Here is a 23,956-nt window from a genome sequence, read left to right on the forward strand (position 1 = left end):
ACAAAATTCGTTGCTATACGCTATCAATTTTAAATATCTCTTCAATAAATCTTTACCTACTTTATCAGAATGAACATACGACGATAAAGTAAAATTCCTTTTTAGAAGGTGGGATTTAGAGGATTTGTCTTATTCCCCTAACCCTTTCCGATACTCCGTCGGACTTTTACCTTTATATTTTTTGAAAATTCGGTTTAGATGACTTTCGTCGGTAAAGCCAAACTCAAAAACAATTTCATTTATTCGCATATCAGTAAATCTCAAACGTGTTTCAATTAACTTGATTTTATAATCTGTAATATATTCTTGTAAGCTTACACCCGTATATTTTTTAAAATACTCGCTAATATAAGTAAGCGAAATATTAAAATGGCTGGCTATTCTCTCAGCTCTTAAGTCTTCGGGACTATAAATATGCTGATGAATATAATTGACCAATGTAATAGTGGTATCTGCACTGGCATTTTTTAGTGATACCTTATCCATCAATGTAATATTTCTGGAAGCAATGGTAATAATAGTATTGATTAATTGTGTAATTACTTCATTCTGTTGTGGAAAAGAGTTGTTTTGTTCCTTCATTAAAGCTTCGACTAATGCCCTAATCAAGGGTTTATCTGCAACGTTTTTCAGAATACAACCAGGAAGATGATTATGATTGTTAAAAATGTATTCCACTTTTTTAATCCACTCTTTACTTTGGGTTTTTAAGTAGCTATCATTAAACCTAATAAAGAAAAACTTGGTAGGTTGATGTACTTCAAATCCATGTTTATCCTGTGGAAAAATCAGAAATAGTTTATTGTGACTATAAGGCAATTTATGGTCATTAATCATCTGTATTCCTTGGCCTTCCAAGATAAAAACCATTTCAAAAAAACTATTTTTATGTTCTTTCGCAACGTATTCACTTGCTTCCAAAAAGTTGATTTCAAAAGGAGAGAGTAAATTCTTGATTTCCATACCAGTAAATGTACAAACAAAACCAATGATTGTACAGAAGAAAGATAATGAATTATAAGAGCTTTGTATCATAAACTCAACAATAAAAAAATGAATACAATAACCTTTCTTTTATTAAGACTTGCCATTGGTGCCAGCATGTTTGGACATGGACTTGTTCGTTTGCCTAAATTAGCAGGCTTTAGTGCTTGGATGGTAAAAAGTTTTGAAAATGCCATGATTCCATCCTTTTTAGTAACTCCTTTTAGTTATGCATTGCCTATTGCAGAATTTATGGTGGGACTTTTGTTAATAATAGGGGTGTTTACTAAACCTGCATTAATTGGTGGAGGAATTGTGATGATAGTGTTGATTTTGGGTACTTGCTTGATAGAAAACTGGGGAGCTTTACCAAGTCAATTAATTCATGTGGCATTCTTTGGCGTGTTATTACAATTTGTAAACAATAGCAATGTTTGGGCATTAGATAACTTATTCTTTAAAAAATAATCATGAATCCTAGAAGAAACTTTATCAAACAAGGAAGCCTGTTAGGACTAGCAGGTTTTCTACAAAATAATACATCATTTGCTACTTCATCGGAACTAAGTCATCCTGACCCACTAAAAGAAAAAACGACATGGGCAGATGGTTCAAGGCTAGTAGTATCAATATCCATGCAATTTGAAGCAGGTGGACAACCAGAAAATGCAGAAAGTCCGTTTCCACAAAATTTACCAAAAGGCTATCGCGATTTACCCGCCAATACTTGGTATGAATATGGTTATAAAGAAGGTATTCCTAGAATGTTAGACAATTGGGATAAGCTAGGCGTTAAGGTAACTTCGCACATGGTAGGCACAGCGGTAATCAAGAATCCAGCATTGGCTAAAGAAATTGTAGATAGAGGACATGAAGCCGCTGCTCATGGAATGAACTGGTCTTCTCAATATAATATGAGTTATGAGGAGGAGAAAAAGTTTATAAAAGATGGTGTTGATGCTATCAAGAATATTATAGGTTTTACTCCCGTAGGTTATAATGCCAATTGGTTAAGGAGAGGCGAAAATACCCTTAATATCCTACAAGAGCTTGGCTTTATTTATCATATTGATGATTTAAGCAGGGATGAACCTTTTATTATACAGGTAAGCAAAAAGGATTTTGTAGTAGTCCCTTATACACTTAGGAATAATGATATTGTACTAATTGAAGGAAAAAACTTTTCAGTCGACCAGTTTATTAATCAAGTAAAATTAGAGTTTGACCAACTGTATGAAGAGTCAGCTTTTAAAAGAAGGCAAATGTCTATCAGTTTTCATGATAGGATAGGAGGGACACCTCAAATGGTAAAAGCTACTAGCGAACTAATCCACTATATGCAACAACATAAAGGCGTAGTGTTTAAACAAAAGAAAGAAATTGCTCAAATGGCGTTGTCAGATAAGACGATTATTAGAGAATAGGGACGGGTAAATTTATAGTTTTGTTATTCTTATCATTAGGGGCTGACTTAAGTCCTACTGATTACCTATAAGTTTTTAAATTATTAATAATCAGGTAATTATCTCTAGCGAGGGCTTAAGCCCCTCGCTAGAGATGAGGGCTTCAACGCTTTGTTTTAAAGACTATTTATGTACATTTAAGCTAATTTGATCAATAATAACATTTCCATTTCAACTTTTTAAAAGATGTGGGTAATCAGTAGGACTCAAGTCACTTGCTAATGATAAAAATAATATCAACTCCTTAAATCTCCCCCAAAAACTCCTCAATACATCCATAAACATACACCAAATCCTCCTCAGCGATACAATAAGGTGTTAATAGGTAAATTACATTGCCTAAAGGACGCATCAAAATACCTTTTTCTAAAAAGAAATTGTAGGCAATATCTCGTATATTACTAAAATATGAAGTGCCTTCTTCTACCTTGATTTCAATCGCTAAAATTGTTCCTTTGAGCCTAATGTCTGCGATTTTGTGGTGGAATGTCTGAGTAACTTGCTGAATAAAGCCTTGATGTAAACTATTTATTTTTTTGATATTGTCTTGTGTTTCATCACTCAGTAACAAATCTAAACTGGCAAGTCCTGCGGTACAAGCCAAAGGATTTGCCGTGAAAGAATGACTATGAAAAAGCGTTTTCCTTCTATCATCCGAAAGAAAAGCATCATAAATTTCTTGAGTACATGATGTAACCCCTAAAGCCATAGCACCACCTGTTAATCCTTTTGAGAGACAAAAAATATCTGGTTTTTCTGTTAAATAATCCGTCGCAAACATTTTACCAGTACGATAAAAGCCCGTCATGATTTCGTCAGCAATGGTCAATATTCCATTTTCTTTGGCTAGTTTTATTAAGCTTTCCAAAATTTCAGGTTCATACATTACCATACCGCCTGCTCCTTGAATGAGGGGTTCAAAAATAAAAGCTGCTATTTCATCTGCTTGACTCATCAGGCTTTTCATGGTAGCTAGTGCCAATTGCTCTTCACCTTTTACTGGAATCGGTAGATAAATTACCTCAAAAAGAAAAGGGTCGAAAGGAGCGGTGAATGCACTTTTAGCCCCTACCGCCATTGTACCAAAAGTATCGCCATGATAACCATTTTCAAGGGCTATTATTTTGGTTTTCTTTCTAATTCCTTGGTTATGAAAATACTGAAATGCCATTTTCATCGCCACTTCTACTGACGTAGAACCATTATCAGAATAGAATATTTTTTGTTGGTTTGGTGGTAATACTTCTAATAATCTTTCTGCTAATCTTACAGCAGGCTCATGGGTGAATCCCGCAAAAATTACCTGTTCTAATTTTAGAAATTGCTCTGCTACTTTCTGGGCAATGTATGGATGCGAATGCCCATGTAAATTCACCCACCATGATGCGATAGCATCTATATATCTTTTACCATTTTCATCAAAAAGATAAACCCCTTCTGCCCGAACAATCGGGATGGAAAAAGGCGCCGTTTGGTGCTGTGTAAAAGGATGCCACAATACTTTTGCATCTCTTTTGCTCAAATTAGTAATTACTGGATGCTGTATATTTTCTACTGGATATTCCAGGTGTTCATCAATGACAAAGTGTTTTTCTGAAGCTTTCTGCATATTTTTTTACGGTTTCCTGAGAGATGTTTTGTTCTTGATTTACCCTGCCAATCAATGTTATTTGTGTGTAATCCAAGATATACTCTTCAGATGAAGGGTTACTTTCGCCATTAAAAATAATTCCTTTGATGTCGATATTGCTACTTTTTAGTACTTCAATTGAAAGTAAAGTATGATTGATGCTCCCCAAATAATTTTTAGAAACTAAAATGACGGGGAGATTTAATTGCTTAATTAAATCAAGATTGGTTGTGTCTTTATTCAACGGAACCATTAATCCACCCGCTAATTCAACAATTAAATTGTTGTCAGTAATTGGCAATTCAAAATTTGATAATTGAATCTCTACACCATCAATAGCTGCAGCTGCATGAGGGGAAAGAGGTTCAGTCAATCGATAGGCTTCTGGATGGAAAATGGTTTTATGATTACTTATTAAGCTTTGAACGGCATACGTATCTGTAAAGTCTAATGCTCCTGATTGGATTGGTTTCCAGTAATCAGCTTCCAAGCTTTCAGTAAGAATACTGGCAATAAATGTTTTCCCGATTTCTGTACCAATGCCAGCAATGATATATTGTTGTTTCATAATAAATTTTAAAGCTTGTTTAATACTTCAAAAATCTGCAAAATCTCTTCTTCTGTATTAAAATCATGTAAGCAAATTCTTAATCTCTCTTTACCTTTTGGTACCGTTGGCGACACAATAGGGCGAATATCTAAGCCTTTACTTTGTAACGTATGAGCCACAGCCCTACAATTTTCATTGCCCGAAATAATAATACATTGAATCGCCGAAGTACTTTCTATCAAATCGATTCTAGGATTTAAACCTGCTTGACTTTTGAAAAAATCAATCAAATAATGTAAGTTTTTATTCGAAAATGTATCTGATTGAAGTAAATCATAAGCACATTGTACACTAATATGGCTATGCATTGGTGCAGAAGTTGTATAAATAAATGAACGAGCAAAATTGACTAAATAGTCTCTTAGCGTATTACTCCCTAAAATAATGGCTCCGTGACAGCCCAATGCTTTGCCAAAAGTAATAATGCGGGCAAAGACTTTGTCTTGTATCTGTAATTCGTTCACCAAACCTTCGCCATGCTTTCCAAAAACACCTGTTGCATGAGCTTCATCGACGATAAGATTTGCTCCGAACTGAGTACAAGTATTAGCAATTTCTAACAGTGGAGCCAAGTCGCCATCCATGGAATAAACTGATTCAATTGCTACAAATACTTGAGCGTCTTTTAAACTAGGATTTGTTGTTTTATCTTCTTCAATTTTAGCAAGCTTTTTAGTTAAATCGTCGACGTCGTTATGTCTGAATTTATAACGAGTGGCATAGCTTAATCTTGCTCCATCAATCATACTGGCATGAATGAGTTCGTCGGTAATAAGGAAATCGTTTTTCTGCGGGATTGATGAAAGTAGACCAACATTGGCATCATAGCCAGAATTAAAAATTAAACCTGCTTCGGCTTGATGAAAATGAGCAATGCGTTTTTCTAAATTTTCTACGAAGGAGGTATTACCTGCTAATAGCCTTGAGCCTGTTGCACCAGACCATAAATGTCCATTATTGCTTTGCTGGTGAATTGCATTTTGCAACTTTTCGGAACGAGCAAAGCCAAGATAATCATTAGAACAAAAATCGATTAAATTTTCGGTAATGCGAAGTGTACGAAAGAGTGATTGCTCTTTTCGTTGTTCAAGTATGGTATCCAGACGTTTTTTTAAAGAAATCACTAATGTTTATTGTTTATTTCTGCAAAGATAGTTACAAAAGTTTTAAGCCCTTATTGTTTTGATATTTGATACAAGATTGAATTTTTTTAAGATTTTTTAAAAAAATGCTTGACATCATACCATTTTTTTATCTAACTTCGCACTTAATAGGTGTAGAACTATTTACTAAGTTTGCCCAGATGGTTTCCGTCTGGGCAACTTTCTTTTTATAGCCTTTTGAAAAATAAAGAATAACTAAAAAAAAGCATGACAATTTCCATTGCCATGCTTTTTTAATTATAAGCCTATAGTAGACTTTTATGTTTTTCACATTTCTAAAACGTGGATAAAAAAATCAGTATTAATTTTTAGCTCCTTGAACAGCCCCAGCTTTTTGTTGTTGTTGCATTGGGTTTTGCTGAACTGGGCGTTGTGCTTTAAATACTTGAAAGCGGTTTGGCTGTTCAGGCTCTCTTGGAAAAGCATTATCTTCTGTTTCGATATCAGCAATTTCCATGTATGGGTCTAACGTCCATTTCGCTACTTTTTTATCTGTAGGAATTACTTTCTTAATTTCTTTATCATTCAAACGCCATATTTCAGCAGGGTATCTAAATACTTCTTCTGTACCATCTTCATAGTTTGCTTTCACAATCACTGGCATTGGCAAACCTCCTTTGTTTTTAACATTTAATACATAGAAGTTTTTGTTTGAGTTGACCAATTTTTTCTCATCTTCTGCTAACGAAGCCATTGTTTGCTCAAATTTCTTTTTGTCTGCCTCAGTCGTAGCAAAACGGTCATAAGTATTGTAGAAGTCTCTCATATCTGGGTTTTCTTCTACTACTGTTTTAGGAATATCCGTTTTATTGCGGATGTTACTCATTGTTTGGCGTTTAGCATCAGCTTCTTTTTTAGCAGTTGCATTTTTTGCTAATGGGTCTATATTATCAATACCGAACCATTCTACGTTTTCAAGTGACTGGTTTACTGGCTCAACACCATAGAACCAACCTTTCCAGAACCAATCCAAATCAACGCCTGATGCATCTTCCATCGTACGGAAGAAATCAGCAGGATACGGCTGTTTGAATGCCCAACGACGAGCATACTCTTTGAAAGCATGGTCAAATAACTCACGTCCCATCACTGTTTCACGAAGAATATTCAATGCTGTAGCTGGTTTTGCATAAGCATTAGGCCCGAATGCCATGATGTTCTCTGAATTAGTCATAATCGGCACTTGTTGCGTTGGGTCAGTTTTCATGTAAGGAACAATGTACTGAGGTTCGCCACGACGAGAAGGAAAATCTCTATCCCACTCTTGCTCTGCTAAATACTGACAGAAAGTATTTAATCCTTCATCCATCCATGACCACTGACGTTCGTCTGAGTTGATAATCATTGGGAAAAAGTTATGACCTACTTCGTGAATGATTACACCAATCATACCTGCTTTTACTTGTTCAGAATAAGTACCATCAGCTTCTGGACGACCACCATTGAATGAAATCATTGGGTATTCCATACCTCCACCTGATGTAGAGTGACACGAATAAGCTACTGGGTAAGGATATGCCACCGTATGTTTTGAATACGAACGAAGTGTATGTGCTACAACCATCGTAGAGTATTGCCCCCAAAGTGGATTTCCCTCTTTTGGATATAATGACATTGCCCATACTTTTTTGCCTTCTACGTCAACTTGCATTGCGTCCCAGATAAATTTACGAGAACTTGCAAAAGCAAAGTCACGTACATTATCAGCCTTGTAAATCCAAGTTTTTTTACCTGTAGGCTTTCCTTTTTCAGCCTTTTCAGCTTCTTCTTGAGAAACGATTAATACGGGGCGAGTAGCAGTTTTTGCTTTTTCCCAACGTTTTAATTGCTCCGAAGAAAGTACTTGTGTAGGGTTTTGTAATTCACCAGAAGCACCCACTACGTGGTCGTTTGGTACTGTTAAAGCTACTTTATAGTTTCCGAAAGTAAGGGTAAATTCACCTTGTCCTAAAAACTGTTTATGTTGCCAGCCATACACATCATTATAAACTGCCATACGAGGAAACCAGTGAGCAATAAAATAATTGACGTTGCCATCTTTGGCAAAATATTCATAACCCGAACGGCCGTAATATTCAGTAATTAAATAATTCCAGTCGATAGAGAAAGAAACCGAAGCACCAGATTTAAGAGCAACTGGTAAATCGATTCTCATCATCGTATGGTTAATCGTATGCTTCAATGGGTTTCCCTTAGCATCTTTCACTGATAAGATATTGTATCCATACTTTTTAGGGTCGGTCAAATCCTTGAATTGTGCAAAAGACGCTTGTCCTCCAATACTACCAGTTTTACTAGTAGCACCGATAGCATCTTTCTGGAATAAGTTTTGGTCAAGTTGTAACCATAAATAAGGCAATTCGTCAGGAGAATTATTGAAATAAGTAATGGTTTCAGTACCTGTTATTTTGCGTTCTACATCATCCAATTCCGCTTTGATGTCATAGTCAGCACGTTGTTGCCAATATTCTTTTCCCGGACTACCCGAAGCAGTACGATAAGTGTTGGGCGTAGGTAAAATCGTTTCTAACTGTTCAAAACGTTTGTTACCATTGTAAGGATTGGTGGTGGGTGCTTGCTGTGCTGTTGCCATTTGGGAACAAGCAGCAACTAACAAACCTGTAATGAGCTTTAAGCTACCTCTCATGTTGATTTTTAGATTGAAGTGAATAGATTTACTGTACGAATTTAGTGAATTTAGTAAAATAAATCTCCTTGATGATAAGTTATCAATCAAAATTAGCATTAAACAATCTAAAAAAGAATCATTATACTTAGTAGAATGGCTAAGAATAGATAAAAGGAGCGTTTGTAAAGGTAAACATGGGATTTTGATAGTTGTAATTGTGCAATATAGCACAAGCATCAACCTCATTTAATAAAGCTACTAGAAGAGAATAATCATAATGTAAGGGCTCGGGAATATCCGAGCCCTTTTGTTTTAGGTAGTGTAGAACAGTATGGGCAGAACTATGTAATTTTTTTTGATACAACTTTCAATTTTTTTAGGTAGAACTTTTAACTTTTTCTTAGGTGTAACTTTAATTTTCTTAGGTGTAACATTATTTTTTTAGGTGTAATTTGTATTTATCATAGGTAGAACTGATTTTTTATGGGTAGAGCTTATAAGTTTTTAGCACGATTGGGATAATCCGTAATTAGACCATCTACGCCGATGGCTTTTATATTTTTCATATCCTCTAGATTATTCACTGTCCATGGCACTACTTTTACATTTTTGTCATGGCAATACTGTACTTGCTCTTGTGTCAAGAGTTTATAATATGGGCTATAATAGCTTGGTAAAAACCCTAAAGCCTCAAATGTTTTTTCGGGATTCTCTTTCTCGACTAAAGCAGATAGAGAGATGTTTTTATATTGATTAGCTTCAATTTGTTTGTGCCAATAAATCAACACGTTAAAATCGAAACTTTGTAAAATAACCCTATTGGCGGGTAGGGTTTTGATGATTTCCTGATAAACTAAGTCAGAAAATTCTTTAATTGTTGCAGGTTGATAGGTGCCATAGTCTTTTTCTTCAGATTTAATTTCGATATTATATTGAACAGCCCTTAGGCCTTTTTCTTTTATATATGCTTCACAAGCCTTTATCGTTTCCGAAAGTAAGGGCTTGTAGGTAGGTGTTTTTTCTTGTTCTGGAAACAAGGCATTTCCTCGTTTCCCTGTATCAAATTGTTTTATTTGCTTATAGGTCATCTGATACAAATTCAAAGTAGCTTCTTCTACTTTGCTTACTGGTGTACCGTCGGGTTTGGTTACGTACAACGCATTCATATAAGGCTCGTGCGAAACCACTACTTTTTTGTCTTTAGAAATACACACATCCATTTCTAAAGTGGTAACTCCCAAGTCCAATGCTTTTTTAAAAGCAGGAATACTGTTTTCGGGCATTAAGCCTCTTGCTCCACGATGCCCTTCAAGGTCAAAGCCTTGAGCAAACATATTAGTGGTATATGTAAATAGTAATAATAAAAGGATAGACTTTTTCATCAGTTTGTTAATCATTGATGTTTAAGAAACACAAAAGTACTTTAATTTATGCTCCTTATTTGTCTAACACATATTATGATTGAATTAATAAAAAAGCGATTAATTACGAGCGAAGGAGTGATATTTAATCGTTACTCTATACCCTCTTTTATCAGGTAATACTTCTGATTTATCTAACACGACTTGATGATTACCGGCATCAATAAAATTGGCTGCTCTTTCTATGGCTTTAATTAAATCATAAGAAGTAAAAAGTTTTGTTTTCGTTTTCATGGTCTTTGGAAGTTATATCTCTTACAAGATGTTTATGAATTCATTAAAAAAAATGATCGTTTAATCAGTACTCAAAAACCTTAACACTTTGGTATAAAAATCTTATACCTGTCCAATTTTTTCCCTATAAGACTTATAGCATATATTTCTTCGAAAACTCATTTGAATATATATGTCAAAAAACTTAAAGATTAAAAAAAGTATTCTTTTTGAACTTTTGACTAGTTTTTGTATATTTACAAAATACATCTTCGTTAATTCAGTGAATAAATTTACTCAAAATTAAAATTAAAAACCAAATTTATGGATACTTTTTTTAGTCAAAATCTACAATTTTTACGCAAAAGCCTAGAAGGTAAGGTTTCTCAGGAGAAAATGGCTGATGAATTAATGATTAAGAAGTCAACTTTGGGTTCTTATGAGAGCGGTAGGGCAGAACCGCGTTACACAGATTTGGTCAAACTGGCAGAATATTTTAATGTGAACATAGACGAATTATTGAAAGAAGACCTTTCAGTAAAGTCGCCTAGCCCTAAACAAGAAGAACGATTACGAATTTTAACTACTACTGTTAATATAGATAATGAAGAAAATATCGAATATGTGCCCATCAAGGCAGTAGCAGGATATGTAAATGGCTATGGAGATTTAGAATACATCAGTAATCTACCAGTGTTCAATGTGCCTTTTTTGGCAAAAGATAAAAAATATAGGGTGTTTCCAATTCAAGGTGATTCTATGTTACCCCTGCGCGAAGGCTCTTTGGTTTTTGCTGAATATGTTGAAAATTGGAAGAATGTGAAAGATGGAACAGTTTGCATTGTAGTAACCAGAAGTGAAGGCATCGTACTTAAAAAAGTTTTTAATTATTTAGCCGAAATGAATGTACTAGTTTTGAAATCAACCAATGAACATTATGCACCTTATCCAGTTTTAGGGGACGATATACAGGAATTATGGAAGTTTGTGGGCTATTATTCTTCTAAATATCCATTATAAATAGCATAGATGACCAACTATTATAGTCAAATTGACTTTATTGGGCATGCTTTTTTTAAAATAATGTTTAGTTTTAAACTAAACATTAATGGTTAATTTAATTACATTAAATGTATGTACATTTAGGTATAAATTAAATAGAAAATGCTCATGAACCTAATAGAAAAGTTAAATTGGCGATATGCCACCAAAAGAATGACTGGGGAAGTAGTTCCTCAGGAAAAAGTTGATAACATCCTAGAAGCCATCCGTTTATCAGCTTCTTCTATGGGCTTACAACCATTTAATGTGATAGTAATTGATAATCCAGCATTGAAAAGTAAAATTCAGCCAGTGGCTAATAATCAACCACAAATAGTTGAATCTTCACATTTGTTGATATTTGCGGCTTGGGCAAACATCACACAAGAGAAAATAGATGCTTACTTAGATTTGATTGTGTCTGAGAGGGGAGTGGCTCCAGAATCATTAGCAGGTTTTAGAAAAAGTCTTGAAGGATTGCTAAAACATAGCAAAGAAGAAAACTATCATTGGGCTGCGCGTCAGGCTTATATCGCTTTAGGAACAGGACTAGTTGCTGCTGCCAATGAACAAGTAGATGCTACACCGATGGAAGGCTTTAAACCCGCAGGTGTAGATGAACTATTAGGCTTGGAAGAAAAAGGACTAAGAAGTGTTGCCTTCATGACACTTGGCTATCGTGATACAAGTAAAGACCCTTTGGCATTTGCTAAAAAAGTAAGAAGAAGCTCTGAAGATTTCTTTATTAAATTATAAGGTTTCAATAAAAAGAGAGGAGCTAGTAAATCAAATATTTGATTTACTAGCTCCTCTCTTTTTATTGACTAACACCCACAAAAACCTTTGTATTGATAAAAGTAGTTTTTACCTTGATAAATCACCTTAATCTTAAAACGATAATATTCTAAACAGCTATCAGGCTCTTTCTTGATAAAAGTTTCATGAATCAATATTTTATATCTTTTATTGGCAAAAGCTTCTGGATAATACTTTGTACCTTTTATAGCTTTAAAAGCTTCATCTTTTCCTGTTAGATTAAACAACGCTATATTATCTTCCTCATCAGATTCTGACAAATTAGCAATCGTTTTATTATTTCCTTTTTCAATATAACAGCCTGCATGGTGTTTTGGGTCTTTTAAGGCATGGAAGACTGGCTTTTGTGTTAAAGCCTGCCATGTAATCAAATGCATCCCAAGCATCATTACGATTTTCATCTTAGTATTAGTTAAGGACTAAACTTATTTCCTTTGCTGAACTTTCAATGCTATCCGATTTACCATTATTAATAGGTACTACAGCCTTTCCATTCAAGACAAAGTGTTGATATTTTCCCGTTGGAAAAGTAATGATAATTTTCCAATCTGGTTTTGTTTGTTCTATTTTCAAGGTCGTCCTATTGTTAGCACTATCATAATGAATATTGATGTCATTATCGCCAACTTTTACATTTTCTAAACTCGCTTTATTCCACGTACTAGGCATTTGTGGTTGAATCACAATCGTTTTCTCCGAAGCCTTGGGCTGTATTCCGAAAAATTGTTGCACGATAGGAACACCATAACTATATAAATTCCAAGCCTGTGCTACCATGCCATAGTCAGGCGAGACTTCGTAAATAGAACCGGGTAAGGCAAAACTAAACGATTTGGTCATTGCGTTTAAATAATGTAATGCCTTATCTGGGCGACCGTAATTGTTTTCAGCGATGGCTAATACGCCCGTTGGTAAGGTCATTACGGCTCCTGTATAAGTAAATATCTTCCGATTCAGCGATGTTGGCATTTCGTCTTTTCCTGCTGTTTCGTCGCGGTCGATGCCCGTTACAAACACACCAAACGGACTTACAAATTTGCTGGCAGTATTCAAGGCAACAATGGCTTTATCAGTATCAGCAATGCCCATTTCCATAGGAGTATTCACTACCCAATTATGATGAAGCACAAAACCTTGGGAAGTATTAGCAGGCAATGCTGAGATTTTATTTTTAGTAATGTTGAGTTCTTCTACAGCCCACGGTTTTTTTAGGGTATCGGCTCTGATGATGGCATCATCAATTAAATGTAAGGCTTGTTCTTTAGTACCAATAAAATCAGCAAAGGAATTTGCATCGGCCACCCAGAAATCTTTATTGATTTTCTGACGGATTAATTGTGCCTTAGCGGAATACGTTGTTGCCAAGGCATTATCATTCATTGCTTTTGCCATTTCAGCAGCATCTGCAAAGGCTTTTTGTGTATAAACAGCTACGTCAATCATTTCTGAATTCATCCCATGAATTTCCATCATGCCAAAACCATCTGGAAACAAATTGCCGTTGGCATCATTCTTAGTCATTAGCCAGTCTAACCCCTTTTTAATAGTTGGGAAATATTTTGCTAGAAACTCCTTATCGCCTGTCCATTGATACACTTTATAAATAAGCGAAGCAAATTGTGGTGTTTCGTTGATGTTACCCTCATTATAAACCGCCCCGTTTGTTGAAACTTCGTGGAGGATTCTTCCATTGCCACTGGTTTTTTCTGAAAGCTTAAGGATTAAGTCTATCGTACTATAAACTACATCTTTTCTACCTGTAGCAATTAGTCCTTGCAGGGCATACTCGCCATCTACCCCAAACCACCAAGGATAGTCGGGTAAACCAGCTGATAATCCGCGCCCGATTTCAGGCACATTGCGAATCAACCAATCAGTATCATACTTAACCCAACGAAAAGCTTGTTCTAATTTTTTATCAGGAATTGTCAACCGTGTTTGATTATCAATACCTTCATAGCGTATTCGTTTTTCAGCCAATAATTTTGAAGCATTCGTTTGAACAAACTGATAGGTATCTTTCATCTGCTGAGAAGATTGATACGACCCTGCAATGGTAATAGGAATGGTTTTGGCGCTATTCGCAGGAACAGTGAGGGTAAAACTTAAAGCTGCCCTACAGCCTTTTCCTTGAGGTTGATAATGACAAACAGGAGTAGTATTTGCCTTCTCAGCATTTAGTCCACCAAACATGACAAACCAAGGATTTAAGGCATCTTTAGCTATCCAAGTATTGGTGGCTTCATCCCATGTGGCTTCATCAGTGCCATCCATCATTCCTGTTCTTTCGCCTAACCAAACAGGTCGTAAATCAGTGTAGGTATCAAATAAAAAGGTAAACGTTTTGTCAGTAGCTTCTGTATTGTTGAACGTATATTCTATTACTATGGCTTCTTGTCCGTCAGGCACAAACTGAAAGCGTTCGATGGATAAACCTTTTATGGTTGATTGATAGGTATGTTTGTTCGCAAAGGGATAATTAACGAATTCATCAGCTTGAGATAAGCAAGTAGATTGCCCATTCATCATAATTGTTTCTGTAAAGCCATCTATTAATTTGATGGGATGGTCCCAAATACCCCCCATTTCGCCCGCTACGTGCCAACCCAAATCAGGAAACTGACCGTTCTGATGACCAATCATATATAACCTGTCGCCCGCAGTAACATAAGGAGAATTTAGGTATTCAGTTCTTCCTTTAATACTTTCAACATTGGATAATGATTTTTCTAGGTTTAGCTTTGAGGAAATTTTTTGAGTACAGTTGGTCACTAAAACGCTTATCAACGCAAGACCAAGTACACTAAATCGTTTTTTAAGGATATTCATAGATTGTTTATTTATAAAAATGGAGTTGATAATCAATTACAGTAGTAACAATATTTTTATTTATCTACAGGTAATTCAGGGTATTTTCTTGTATAAATATCAGAAAATTTGTGAACAAAATAAGGGAAAATTTCCAAGCAAAATACCATCATTTATGTTGAATCATTATTTAAAATAGTATTATTGCAGTTAAGTAGTGATTAGTAAATAGTGATTGGTGATTAGCTGTGCTTGCCTAAAATAGGTTGACATAACTTTCAACATATATATGATTAAATCGAAATTAGATTCTAAAAAAAAGTACATGTGTTTCAAGTTGCTAGTTATCAATTGTTTACGATAAATAGAAACGTTACTTTAATTTTATTGATTACTTAACAAAAACTTTGTCCAATTAAAAACTAAAAGACCAAATGAAAAAAACACTGTTTATTGTATTGCTCTTGGCAAGCTTTTCAGGCAAATCCCAAAAAAGTAGTTTAAATATTATTCCTCAGCCAGTAGAAATTGAACAAACTGCTGGTTTATTCACCCTTACTAAATCAACTGTTATCAGCTACAATAATGCTTCGGCACGTTCGGTAGCTGATATGTTAGTACAGAAACTAAATACACCCACAGGGTTTTTATTGAAAACACAAGAAGGCAAAGGCGGTGCGATACAATTGATTCTTAATGAAACCACCAACGATAACATAGGTAAGGAAGGTTATACCATTGTATCAACCACTAAAAGCGTGATTGTTAGTGCTAACACTACGGCTGGTTTATTTTATGGTATTCAAACACTTGTTCAATTATTACCAAAGGAAATAGAAGCCAAAGCTGTTGCAAAATCTTCATGGACGATTCCTGCAGTAAAAATTACAGATTATCCAAGATTTGCTTGGAGAGGCGTAATGTTTGATGTTAGTCGTAATTTCTTTTCAAAGGAAGATGTGAAAAAATACATTGACCAATTGGCCAAAATGAAATACAATACTTTCCATTGGCACTTAACAGATGACGAAGGATGGAGAATAGAAATAAAATCGTTACCAAAACTTACACAGGTAGGTGCCTTCAGAGTACCTCGCTCAGGACACTTTGGCGACCGTGCTATTCCTAAAGATGGTGAAGCTGCTACGGTAGGAGGATTTTATACACAAGACGATATCAGAGAAATAGTGGCTTATGCACAAGACCGAAACGTAACGATTGTGCCAGAAATTGATGTGCCAGGTCACAGCATGGCAGCTATTGCTGCGTATCCAGAATTAAGTTGTAACAAGAATCCAAAAACTTTTGTAAACCCTGGGGCTGCGATGGCCGATTGGTACGGAAACGGTACATTTAAAATGTTGTACGAAAATACGTTGAACCCTTCGGATGAAAAAGTGTATGAGTTTTTAGATAAAGTATTTACAGAAGTAGCTGCGCTTTTTCCTAATAAATATATCCATGTGGGTGGTGATGAATGTTACAAAGGTTTTTGGGCAGCAGACGAAGGTTGTCAGACATTGATGAAGCAACTCAACATTCGCCATGTGGAGGATTTACAGGGCTATTTTATGAATCGTCTAGAAAAAATCTTGAAAGCAAAAGGAAAAAAACTGCTTGGTTGGGATGAAATTTTAGAAGGAGGTATTTCGCCAGAAGCTACCGTAATGAGTTGGAGAGGAATTAAAGGAGGTATTGAAGCGGCTAAAATGGGTCATGATGTAGTAATGACGCCTACAACTTTTGCCTATTTAGATTATAACCAAGGAGAGGCTACTATCGACCCACCGATTTATGCAGGTTTGCGTGTCAGTAAAAGTTATAGCTTTGAACCTGTGCCTGATGGGGTAGATGCTAAATATATTTTAGGTGGACAAGGAAATATGTGGACAGAGCAAATCCCATCATTGAGATATGCTGAATATATGTCGTATCCAAGAGTATGGGCGCTAGCAGACGTGTATTGGTCACCGAAAGCATCTAAAAATTGGGATAATTTTGCTAAACGCATGGAGGCACATTTTGAAAGAGCGGAGTTAGCACAAATAAATTATTCTCGTGCTGTATATGACGCCATCGTAAAAACGACACTAAAAGATAGTAAACTTAGTTTGGAGCTAGGAACAGAGTTGTCTGATTTGGATATTTATTATACCATTGATGACACCATGCCTGACAGTTTTTCACCTAAATATAGCAATATCGTAGAGTTGCCTGAAGGCCCTATTACGTTAAGAGTAATTACGTACCGTAATGCAAAACCAATTGGTCATTTGATTACCCTTAAAAGAGCAGATTTAGAAAAGAGAGCTTCAAAGAAGTAGGGTTATATTTTTTAGAAGAATAGTATAAAAAACAATGTTTCATTATTCAAGTTTGTTTATTTTCTCAGGAAAAAGGCTTAACTTGAATAGTGAAACATTATTTTTTTACAGGATAATTGGTCTTTATTTGTTTGTACAAATGCTACTTTATTTCCTTCTAATTGCGCTATAGGTATTGTTTATCAAGGTGAAAGAAATTATTTACGCTCTAAAAAAGAAAAAATAATATTTTTTAACGTATTCAACATACTTTAGCCCGATTATTGTTTTAAGAAATACAAGATATTTTTCCTCTTATTGATGTATGTTTTGACAACCTACAAGAGAGGAAAATATGATGCTGGCAACCACACACACTTTCTAAAATTATGATATTGTCTAGACTTAATATAACTGCCCTTTTGATAATTACTTTTTGGATACCCTTAACTGGGCAAATACAAAAACCGCATTTCAAAAGATTTTCAAATACTGAGGGGCTTTCTCAGAGCCACGTAAGGGCTATACTAAAGGATAGCAAGGGATTTATGTGGTTTGCAACGGGCGAAGGACTTAATAAATTCGATGCTTATAATTTTACAGTGTATAAACATGCTGCAGATAACTCCAAAACCATCAGTGATAATTTAGTATTTGATATATTAGAAGATGACGAAAACAATATTTGGGTAGCTACGGGCATAGGATTGGATAAGTTCGACCGTAAGAAAGAGGTCTTTACACATTGTATTAATGTAGATAAAAGATTAATCGTAAGAGATATTTTTCAGGATAGCAAGAAAAGAATTTGGTTAGGTACCAATTTCGGGCTTGTGCTATATAACCCAACAACAGGAAAATATATTACTTATAAACACGAAGAAAATAATAAGAATAGTTTAAGTAACGATTTTATTTTCAAAATCTGCGAAGATAAAAATCATGAAATCTGGATTGCTACCCAAGATGGATTAAACAGGTTTAACCCAGAAACAAAGCAATTTGTAAAGTATTTTCATGACCCTAAAAATCCTACCAGTATTTCTTCAAGTTTTATCAAAGCTGTTTACCTAGATTCTGAAAATACTATTTGGGTCGGTACACTTGGAGGAGGCATCGCCAAGTTTAATGATAACACTAACAACTTCACTATTTTTAGACATAATCCTAAGAACCCTAATAGCCTAGCCCTTGATGATATTTTATCTTTTATGGAAGATGAAGAGCATAATCTGTGGATAGGTACGGAAAATGGAGGAATCAGTGTCTTTAATAGAAAAACGAATGTTTTTACTACCATTGAAAATGACCCTAACGATAATTCTAGTTTGAGTAATAACTCTGTTTATAGCATATACCTTGATAATATCGGGAATATGTGGATAGGGACTTATTCAGGAGGGGTGAGTTATTTGCCAAAATCAGGAAGTAAATTTCCTCTTTTTAAACATCGAATAGGTGAAAACAGTTTAAACAATAATATTGTACTAGCTATTGAAGATGATTACAAAGGGAATGTCTGGATTGGTACTGATGGAGGTGGTTTAAATAAGTTCAATCCAATTACAAATCAATTTTCGTATTTAAAACATGACCCCAAAAATATCAATAGTCCTAGTACAGATTACATCATTTCGGTGTTGGAAGTAGAGAAAGACATATTGGCTTTGGGATATCATAGAGGTGGATTTGATTTATTTAATACTAAAACGGGAGTATTTACGCATCACATTCCTGAAGAAAACAATCCCATTTCTATCTCATCCAAGAGTGTAAATATTATTATCAAAGATAAACAAGCGAACTTATGGCTAGGTACTTGGCGAGGAGGACTAAATTTCTATGATAGAAAGAACAATACTTTTACTCGTTATATCAATAACCCGAAGGATAATACAACCCTTTGTGATAATGTTGTAACGACCCTTTGTGAAGACAAAAAAGGAAATATCTGGATTGGTACTGAAAATGGACTTGATAAATTTGATATTCGTACCAAACAATTTGTCCATTACAAACACGACCCTTCAAATCCTAATAGCTTAAGTAATAACCTAATTTATGTTATTGAAGAAAATGAACAAGGAGAAATCTGGATTGGTACTGGAAGTGGATTAAATATTTTTAATCCTAAAACCAATGTTTTTACCAAACTGAAAGAGAAGGACGGACTACCAAATGAAGCAATCAATGCCATTGTAAAAGACAATGATGGTTTCTATTGGTTAAGTACTAATAAAGGCGTTTCGAGGTATGACCGTAAGCATAAAGTATTTAAGAACTATGATATTTCTGATGGTTTGCAAGGCAATGAATTTAAAATACACTCGTCTTTAAAAACACCAGATGGAAAAATTTACTTTGGAGGTTCTAACGGATTTAATGCTTTCTATCCTCAAAAAGTAATAGATAATGCATTTGTTCCACCGATTTATATTACTAATTTTTTCATTTTTAATAAGGCTGTAGAGATTGGCAATAAATCTCCGCTTACAAGCCACATTAATGAGACGAAGAAAATAGAACTTGATATGAAACAATCAGTGTTTTCATTTGAATTCGCTGCATTGAATTATACTTTAGCTGAAAAAAACCAGTATGCTTATAAATTAGAAGGTTTTGACAAAGATTGGAATTATATAGGTAATAAACGAGGAGCAACCTATACTAATTTAGACCCTGGCCATTATATATTCAGAGTAAAGGCATCAAATAACGATGGCTTATGGAATGATGAAGGAATAGCCATTGATTTGATTATTACGCCACCATTTTGGATGACGCTTTGGTTTAGGGTATTGATGAGTTTTGTCATAATAGGGGGAGCTTTTGCTTTTTATCGTTATAGAATAGGGCTAGTAAATGTAAAAAAAGCATTGCTAGAAAAAGAGGTGAAACTCAGAACAGCCCAATTGATGCAATCGACGATTGAAGAAAGAAAAGCTAGAAAAGAGGCTGAGCAGGCAAACCGTGCCAAAAGTATTTTCTTGGCAACAATGAGCCACGAAATCCGTACGCCTTTAAATGGTATCATTGGTGTGGCATCGCTGTTAGAAGAAACTCAGCTAGACGAAGAACAACGCAATTATTCTAAAACGATTCATGCTTGTGGAGATGATTTGTTAACGGTAATTAATGATATCCTTGATTTTTCTAAGATTGAATCTGGGAAAATGGAGCTTGAAGAAAAAGACTTTAATATACGTGTTTGTACAGAGGAGGTTCTTGATGTTTTTGCAGTAAAAGCGGCCTCATTGAAATTAGACTTACTTTGCCAAATAGAAGCAGATGTGCCTAACCAAGTAGTTGGAGATAGCCTCAGATTAAGGCAAGTACTGTTGAATTTGATAGGAAATGCTATTAAGTTTACACAGCAAGGAGAAATTTTTGTCAGAGTATTTATGATTAAAAATGAAAAGAATGCTCCTTTAGAAATAGGTTTTCAGGTAATAGATACGGGAATAGGTATTCCAGCGGATAAAATAGACAGGTTGTTTAAAGCATTTTCTCAAGTAGATTCTTCAACAACCCGTAGATACGGTGGAACTGGATTAGGATTGGTAATTAGTGAAAAATTAGTGTCTTTGATGGGAGGAACGCTTGGCGTAGAAAGCGAGTTTGGTAAAGGAGCTACTTTCACATTTTCAATACTGGTAGCTGAAAGTACTGCCCCTGAAATTGTAAATACTATTCTGCCTAAAGCTGAATTTTTAGAACATAAAAAAATACTAGTGGTGGATGACAATTCAACCAATAGAAGTATTTTGAAAGCGCAATTAGAGCAATGGAAAATGATTCCGTTGATTGCCTCCTCAGGGACAGAAGCATTAGCTTTTATTGAGAATGAACAGGAAATCTGCATGGTGATTTCAGATATGCAAATGCCTGAAATGGACGGAATACAGTTATCGTTAAAAATAAAGTCCATTAAACCGAAACTACCCATTATGTTGCTTAGTTCTATTGCTGATGATCAACATAAGGCTTATCCAGATTTATTCTGTTCGGTACTTACAAAACCTGTAAAACAACATACATTATATAAGAATATCCTTACAAATTTAACAATAAAAGAAAATAGAACTTTGACAGATAAAACATTCACTCAACCCGTCGTTCAAAAATTAGCAAATGATTTTGCTGAACGATTCCCCGTATCAATATTGGTTGCAGAGGATAATCCGATGAACCAAAAATTTACCCTTAAAGTATTAAGTAAATTAGGATACGAAGCCGATTTGGCTGAAAATGGACTAATAGCATTAGAAGCATTTGATAAAAAAGAATACGATATCGTTTTGATGGATTTACAAATGCCCGAAATGGATGGTTTGGAAGCATCGATGAAAATAAGACAAAATACGACTATCAAACAACCTGTTATTGTTGCGATGACTGCCAATATGATGAACGATTGTCAGGCCGACTGTGATGCAGCAGGCATGGATGATTACATCGGTAAACCTTTTCAATTAGAGGCTTTTGTGAAGTTACTAGAAAAATGGGCTGGGCGAATCAAAGAGAATAGGACGCAGGTAGCTAACTAGGCGGGCTTAAAATATGGAGGGTTATTTATCTAATAATAACCCTCGTTTACTATTTCTTGAAAAACAAAAGGGGTAAATTTCCTTTTTGAACGAAGTGTTTTGTAACGCTATCATTGAAAAACTTATCTAATAAAGACTTTTCATGGATAGCCAAGACAATTACATCTGGTTGATGATTCTTGATGTAAGTTTCTAGTCCTTCAATAATTTCAGCACGATTGATGCATTTTACTTCTAAGTTATTCCCTTGAAACTTGTCTTCTAAAAAGCCCTTCATTTCTTGAATGGCATATCCTGCATTAGGCTCAAAATAATCATGAATATGAACAACCTTACATTTCACGCCTAATGGCTGAGTAGTTGTTAATATTTTTTGAATAGCCGCTACTTCATCTCCTTGAAAATCTGCCGCATACAATAAGTGTTGAGGATAGTTGATTGGAGCATTTGCTGGTATAACCCAAACAGGGCAACTAGCAGTTTTCATTACTTCTTGAGAATGAGTGCCCAACCAGCGTTCAAAAACATTACTAGCCCCTTTTGTACCCATCACAATTAAGTCTGCTTTAATCTGCTTGGCAATACTTACAATTTTATCCGTCGCTAAGCCATATTCTACTTTTTGAGTTATCCTTTCAGGAACTAAACCTGTTTTTTTAATAAAATCTATCGTAAAGTTTTCAAGGTTTTGTTCTGCTTCTTGTCTATTTCTGATGATGAAATTCTCAATATCAGAGGGCAATTGGTACTCAGAAATAATAGGAATACTATATATGTTCAGTAAAACTACTTTTGCATTAAATAATCTTGCTAGCATACCTGCATATTGTGCTGCATGTTTCGCATTATCACTAAAATCAGTAGGAAAAAGGATCGTTTTCATAAAATTGAAATTTTAATTTATGTTTTAAAGTTCCTTTATTAATGATTAGGAAATTATGACTGTACTTTGAATAAAAAATGACATTCATCAGCTTGTCAGTTTTATTCAAAAACAGTATTTTTTTCATCTATTTGATTACAGATACTCATCATAAAATACCTACGAATATCTGTATGCTCGTGGATGAGGGCATCGATTAAAGATTTTTCAAAAATCAAAAAGATAGAATGCTCTAATACTTTTACTGAGTAAGGATGGTCTTTTTCTAAAAGCATTTCTTCTAACCCCAAAAAATACCTTTTGTTTTTAAGGACAACTGCCTCTTTTAAACCGTCTCTTAATTCTACACTTCCATCTTTGATATAAAAAACGTAGTCGGGGTGTTGTCCTTTTCTATACAAATAATCACCTTGTTTAAAACTCAGTTGAATACCACTGGACAATATTACTTTCTCTGCTTTATTCATGTAAATGTTTATTAATCTGTCGCCAAGTTAGCTCTTTTACTTACTTCGCTGAAATGATTTTTATCAATACAATTAATGATAAAATAAGTCTAGCACTAGCTTATAAATAATTGTACCTCATGTATGTACTGGCGTATTAATTAATCGTATAAACTGCTTATTTGTAATAATTTATCAGCCCTCAGAATCGTAATTTCGCTTCCACGGGTGCTTACGATACCCTCCTCCTTAAATTCAGAAAGGAATCTGATGACGGTTTCTTTGGCCGTACCTACAATGGAAGAAAGGTCTTCGCGCGAAATGGAAATCGAAAAATGTTCCGTTTTTTTATCATCATAAGTGCTTTTTAATAAAAGTAATGCCTCCGCCAAACGTTCTCTGACAGGTTTCATCGCCAAGTGTACCAACTTATCTTGGGTGTCGCCTAATACCCTGGCAAGCATCTTCATCAAATCACTAGCTACTTTGACATTGGTATCGATAAGATGGTTAAATTCAGTGGCAGATATAAAACAGGCCTGCGTATCATCCAAGGCAATGGCTGAAGCACTATACTTGGTGTTTTCAATCAAAGAGCGATAGCCTAATGTATCCCCTTTTTTGACAAGTCTTATTACCTGTTCTTTGCCGTCAGAGCCTAGCCTGCTTACTTTTACTTTTCCATTGAATACACAAAAGAGCCCTAAAGGACGATTCCCCTCATGAAAAATAACCTGTCCTTTTTTATAAGTATTGAAGCATTTGCTATCGTTGAGATGATTTAATTCATCATGTGAACAATTTTTGAAAAGTGACGAATTCTTAAATTCGCAAGTATTACAGTTGGGATTCATAAATTTTCTGGATTATTATCTTCGAAATTCCCTATTTATATCTCTTTTGTAAATGACTTTAATCAGTTTTCCCAATCGCTTTACTCATGTTTTACAAATTGTTTAAAGATGAACTTTGATTCATCAAAAATCAATTTTGCATTTT

At 34.9% G+C, this 23,956-nt stretch carries 18 protein-coding genes; 6 read left to right on the plus strand and 12 right to left on the minus strand.

All coding sequences use genetic code 11. The features are described from left to right. Window positions 1-129: 129 nt before the first annotated feature. Window positions 130-1,035, minus strand: a complete 906-nt coding sequence (locus AC1RNE_RS15985; RefSeq protein ID WP_492802162.1) for an AraC family transcriptional regulator — start codon at window positions 1,033-1,035, stop codon at window positions 130-132. Window positions 1,036-1,053: 18 nt separating this feature from the next. On the opposite strand from AC1RNE_RS15985, the gene AC1RNE_RS15990 reads away from it, so the two are divergent. Together AC1RNE_RS15990 and AC1RNE_RS15995 are read left to right on the plus strand one after the other, a co-directional pair. Continuing rightward, complete coding sequence (locus tag AC1RNE_RS15990) at window positions 1,054-1,452, plus strand: DoxX family protein (protein WP_492802164.1); 399 nt, start codon at window positions 1,054-1,056, stop codon at window positions 1,450-1,452. A 2-nt stretch (window positions 1,453-1,454) separates the two neighbouring features. Then, the gene (locus AC1RNE_RS15995) at window positions 1,455-2,408 is read left to right on the plus strand and encodes a polysaccharide deacetylase family protein (RefSeq protein ID WP_492802165.1); all 954 of its coding nucleotides are present in this window, start codon (window positions 1,455-1,457) and stop codon (window positions 2,406-2,408) included. Window positions 2,409-2,691: 283 nt separating this feature from the next. Here AC1RNE_RS15995 and bioA read toward each other — a convergent pair whose 3' ends face one another. From bioA to AC1RNE_RS16025, 6 genes are all read right to left on the minus strand, one after another. Then, the gene (bioA, locus tag AC1RNE_RS16000; protein WP_492802167.1) at window positions 2,692-4,056 is read right to left on the minus strand and encodes an adenosylmethionine--8-amino-7-oxononanoate transaminase; all 1,365 of its coding nucleotides are present in this window, start codon (window positions 4,054-4,056) and stop codon (window positions 2,692-2,694) included. Beyond that, entirely contained in the window at window positions 4,022-4,645 is a 624-nt protein-coding gene (bioD, locus tag AC1RNE_RS16005; protein ID WP_492802169.1) for a dethiobiotin synthase, read from the minus strand. Before bioD ends, bioA begins: the two co-directional genes overlap by 35 nt. 8 nt (window positions 4,646-4,653) lie before the next feature. Next, window positions 4,654-5,811, minus strand: coding sequence for an aminotransferase class I/II-fold pyridoxal phosphate-dependent enzyme (locus tag AC1RNE_RS16010; RefSeq protein WP_492802171.1), 1,158 nt, complete (start codon window positions 5,809-5,811; stop codon window positions 4,654-4,656). A 340-nt stretch (window positions 5,812-6,151) separates the two neighbouring features. Next, window positions 6,152-8,497: a M1 family metallopeptidase gene (locus tag AC1RNE_RS16015; RefSeq protein ID WP_492802173.1), complete on the minus strand. Its 2,346-nt coding sequence runs from the start codon at window positions 8,495-8,497 to the stop codon at window positions 6,152-6,154. A gap of 476 nt (window positions 8,498-8,973) precedes the next feature. Continuing rightward, on the minus strand, window positions 8,974-9,861 hold the full coding sequence (locus AC1RNE_RS16020; protein WP_492802175.1) for a glycerophosphodiester phosphodiesterase family protein: 888 nt from the start codon (window positions 9,859-9,861) through the stop codon (window positions 8,974-8,976). 99 nt (window positions 9,862-9,960) lie between these two features. Next, a complete protein-coding gene (locus AC1RNE_RS16025; RefSeq protein ID WP_309912448.1) occupies window positions 9,961-10,134 on the minus strand; it encodes a hypothetical protein in 174 nt (57 codons plus the stop codon). A 303-nt stretch (window positions 10,135-10,437) separates the two neighbouring features. On the opposite strand from AC1RNE_RS16025, the gene AC1RNE_RS16030 reads away from it, so the two are divergent. Together AC1RNE_RS16030 and AC1RNE_RS16035 are read left to right on the plus strand one after the other, a co-directional pair. After that, the gene (locus AC1RNE_RS16030; protein ID WP_492802177.1) at window positions 10,438-11,133 is read left to right on the plus strand and encodes an XRE family transcriptional regulator; all 696 of its coding nucleotides are present in this window, start codon (window positions 10,438-10,440) and stop codon (window positions 11,131-11,133) included. A gap of 150 nt (window positions 11,134-11,283) precedes the next feature. Then, window positions 11,284-11,910 (plus strand): nitroreductase family protein, encoded by a 627-nt coding sequence (locus AC1RNE_RS16035; RefSeq protein WP_492802178.1) that lies wholly within the window; start codon window positions 11,284-11,286, stop codon window positions 11,908-11,910. Window positions 11,911-11,978: 68 nt separating this feature from the next. On the opposite strand, the gene AC1RNE_RS16040 is transcribed toward AC1RNE_RS16035, so the two are convergent. Continuing rightward, window positions 11,979-12,371: a hypothetical protein gene (locus AC1RNE_RS16040; protein WP_492802179.1), complete on the minus strand. Its 393-nt coding sequence runs from the start codon at window positions 12,369-12,371 to the stop codon at window positions 11,979-11,981. 7 nt (window positions 12,372-12,378) lie between these two features. After that, window positions 12,379-14,799 (minus strand): alpha-L-rhamnosidase-related protein, encoded by a 2,421-nt coding sequence (locus AC1RNE_RS16045; protein WP_492802180.1) that lies wholly within the window; start codon window positions 14,797-14,799, stop codon window positions 12,379-12,381. Window positions 14,800-15,212: 413 nt separating this feature from the next. On the opposite strand from AC1RNE_RS16045, the gene AC1RNE_RS16050 reads away from it, so the two are divergent. Both AC1RNE_RS16050 and AC1RNE_RS16055 read left to right on the plus strand, forming a co-directional pair. Then, complete coding sequence (locus tag AC1RNE_RS16050) at window positions 15,213-17,102, plus strand: beta-N-acetylhexosaminidase (RefSeq protein WP_492802182.1); 1,890 nt, start codon at window positions 15,213-15,215, stop codon at window positions 17,100-17,102. Between the two features lie 374 nt (window positions 17,103-17,476). After that, on the plus strand, window positions 17,477-21,628 hold the full coding sequence (locus AC1RNE_RS16055) for a hybrid sensor histidine kinase/response regulator (protein ID WP_492802184.1): 4,152 nt from the start codon (window positions 17,477-17,479) through the stop codon (window positions 21,626-21,628). Window positions 21,629-21,677: 49 nt separating this feature from the next. Here AC1RNE_RS16055 and AC1RNE_RS16060 read toward each other — a convergent pair whose 3' ends face one another. The 3 genes from AC1RNE_RS16060 to AC1RNE_RS16070 all read right to left on the minus strand — a co-directional run bounded on the left by AC1RNE_RS16060 (window position 21,678) and on the right by AC1RNE_RS16070 (window position 23,811). Further along, window positions 21,678-22,511: a universal stress protein gene (locus tag AC1RNE_RS16060; protein ID WP_492802185.1), complete on the minus strand. Its 834-nt coding sequence runs from the start codon at window positions 22,509-22,511 to the stop codon at window positions 21,678-21,680. A gap of 101 nt (window positions 22,512-22,612) precedes the next feature. After that, window positions 22,613-22,978: a Crp/Fnr family transcriptional regulator gene (locus AC1RNE_RS16065; RefSeq protein ID WP_492802186.1), complete on the minus strand. Its 366-nt coding sequence runs from the start codon at window positions 22,976-22,978 to the stop codon at window positions 22,613-22,615. A 140-nt stretch (window positions 22,979-23,118) separates the two neighbouring features. Beyond that, window positions 23,119-23,811, minus strand: coding sequence for a Crp/Fnr family transcriptional regulator (locus AC1RNE_RS16070; RefSeq protein ID WP_492802187.1), 693 nt, complete (start codon window positions 23,809-23,811; stop codon window positions 23,119-23,121). Between the last annotated feature and the right edge of the window lie 145 nt (window positions 23,812-23,956).

Source organism: Arcicella sp. GW822-FHT02H01 (assembly GCF_058802005.1).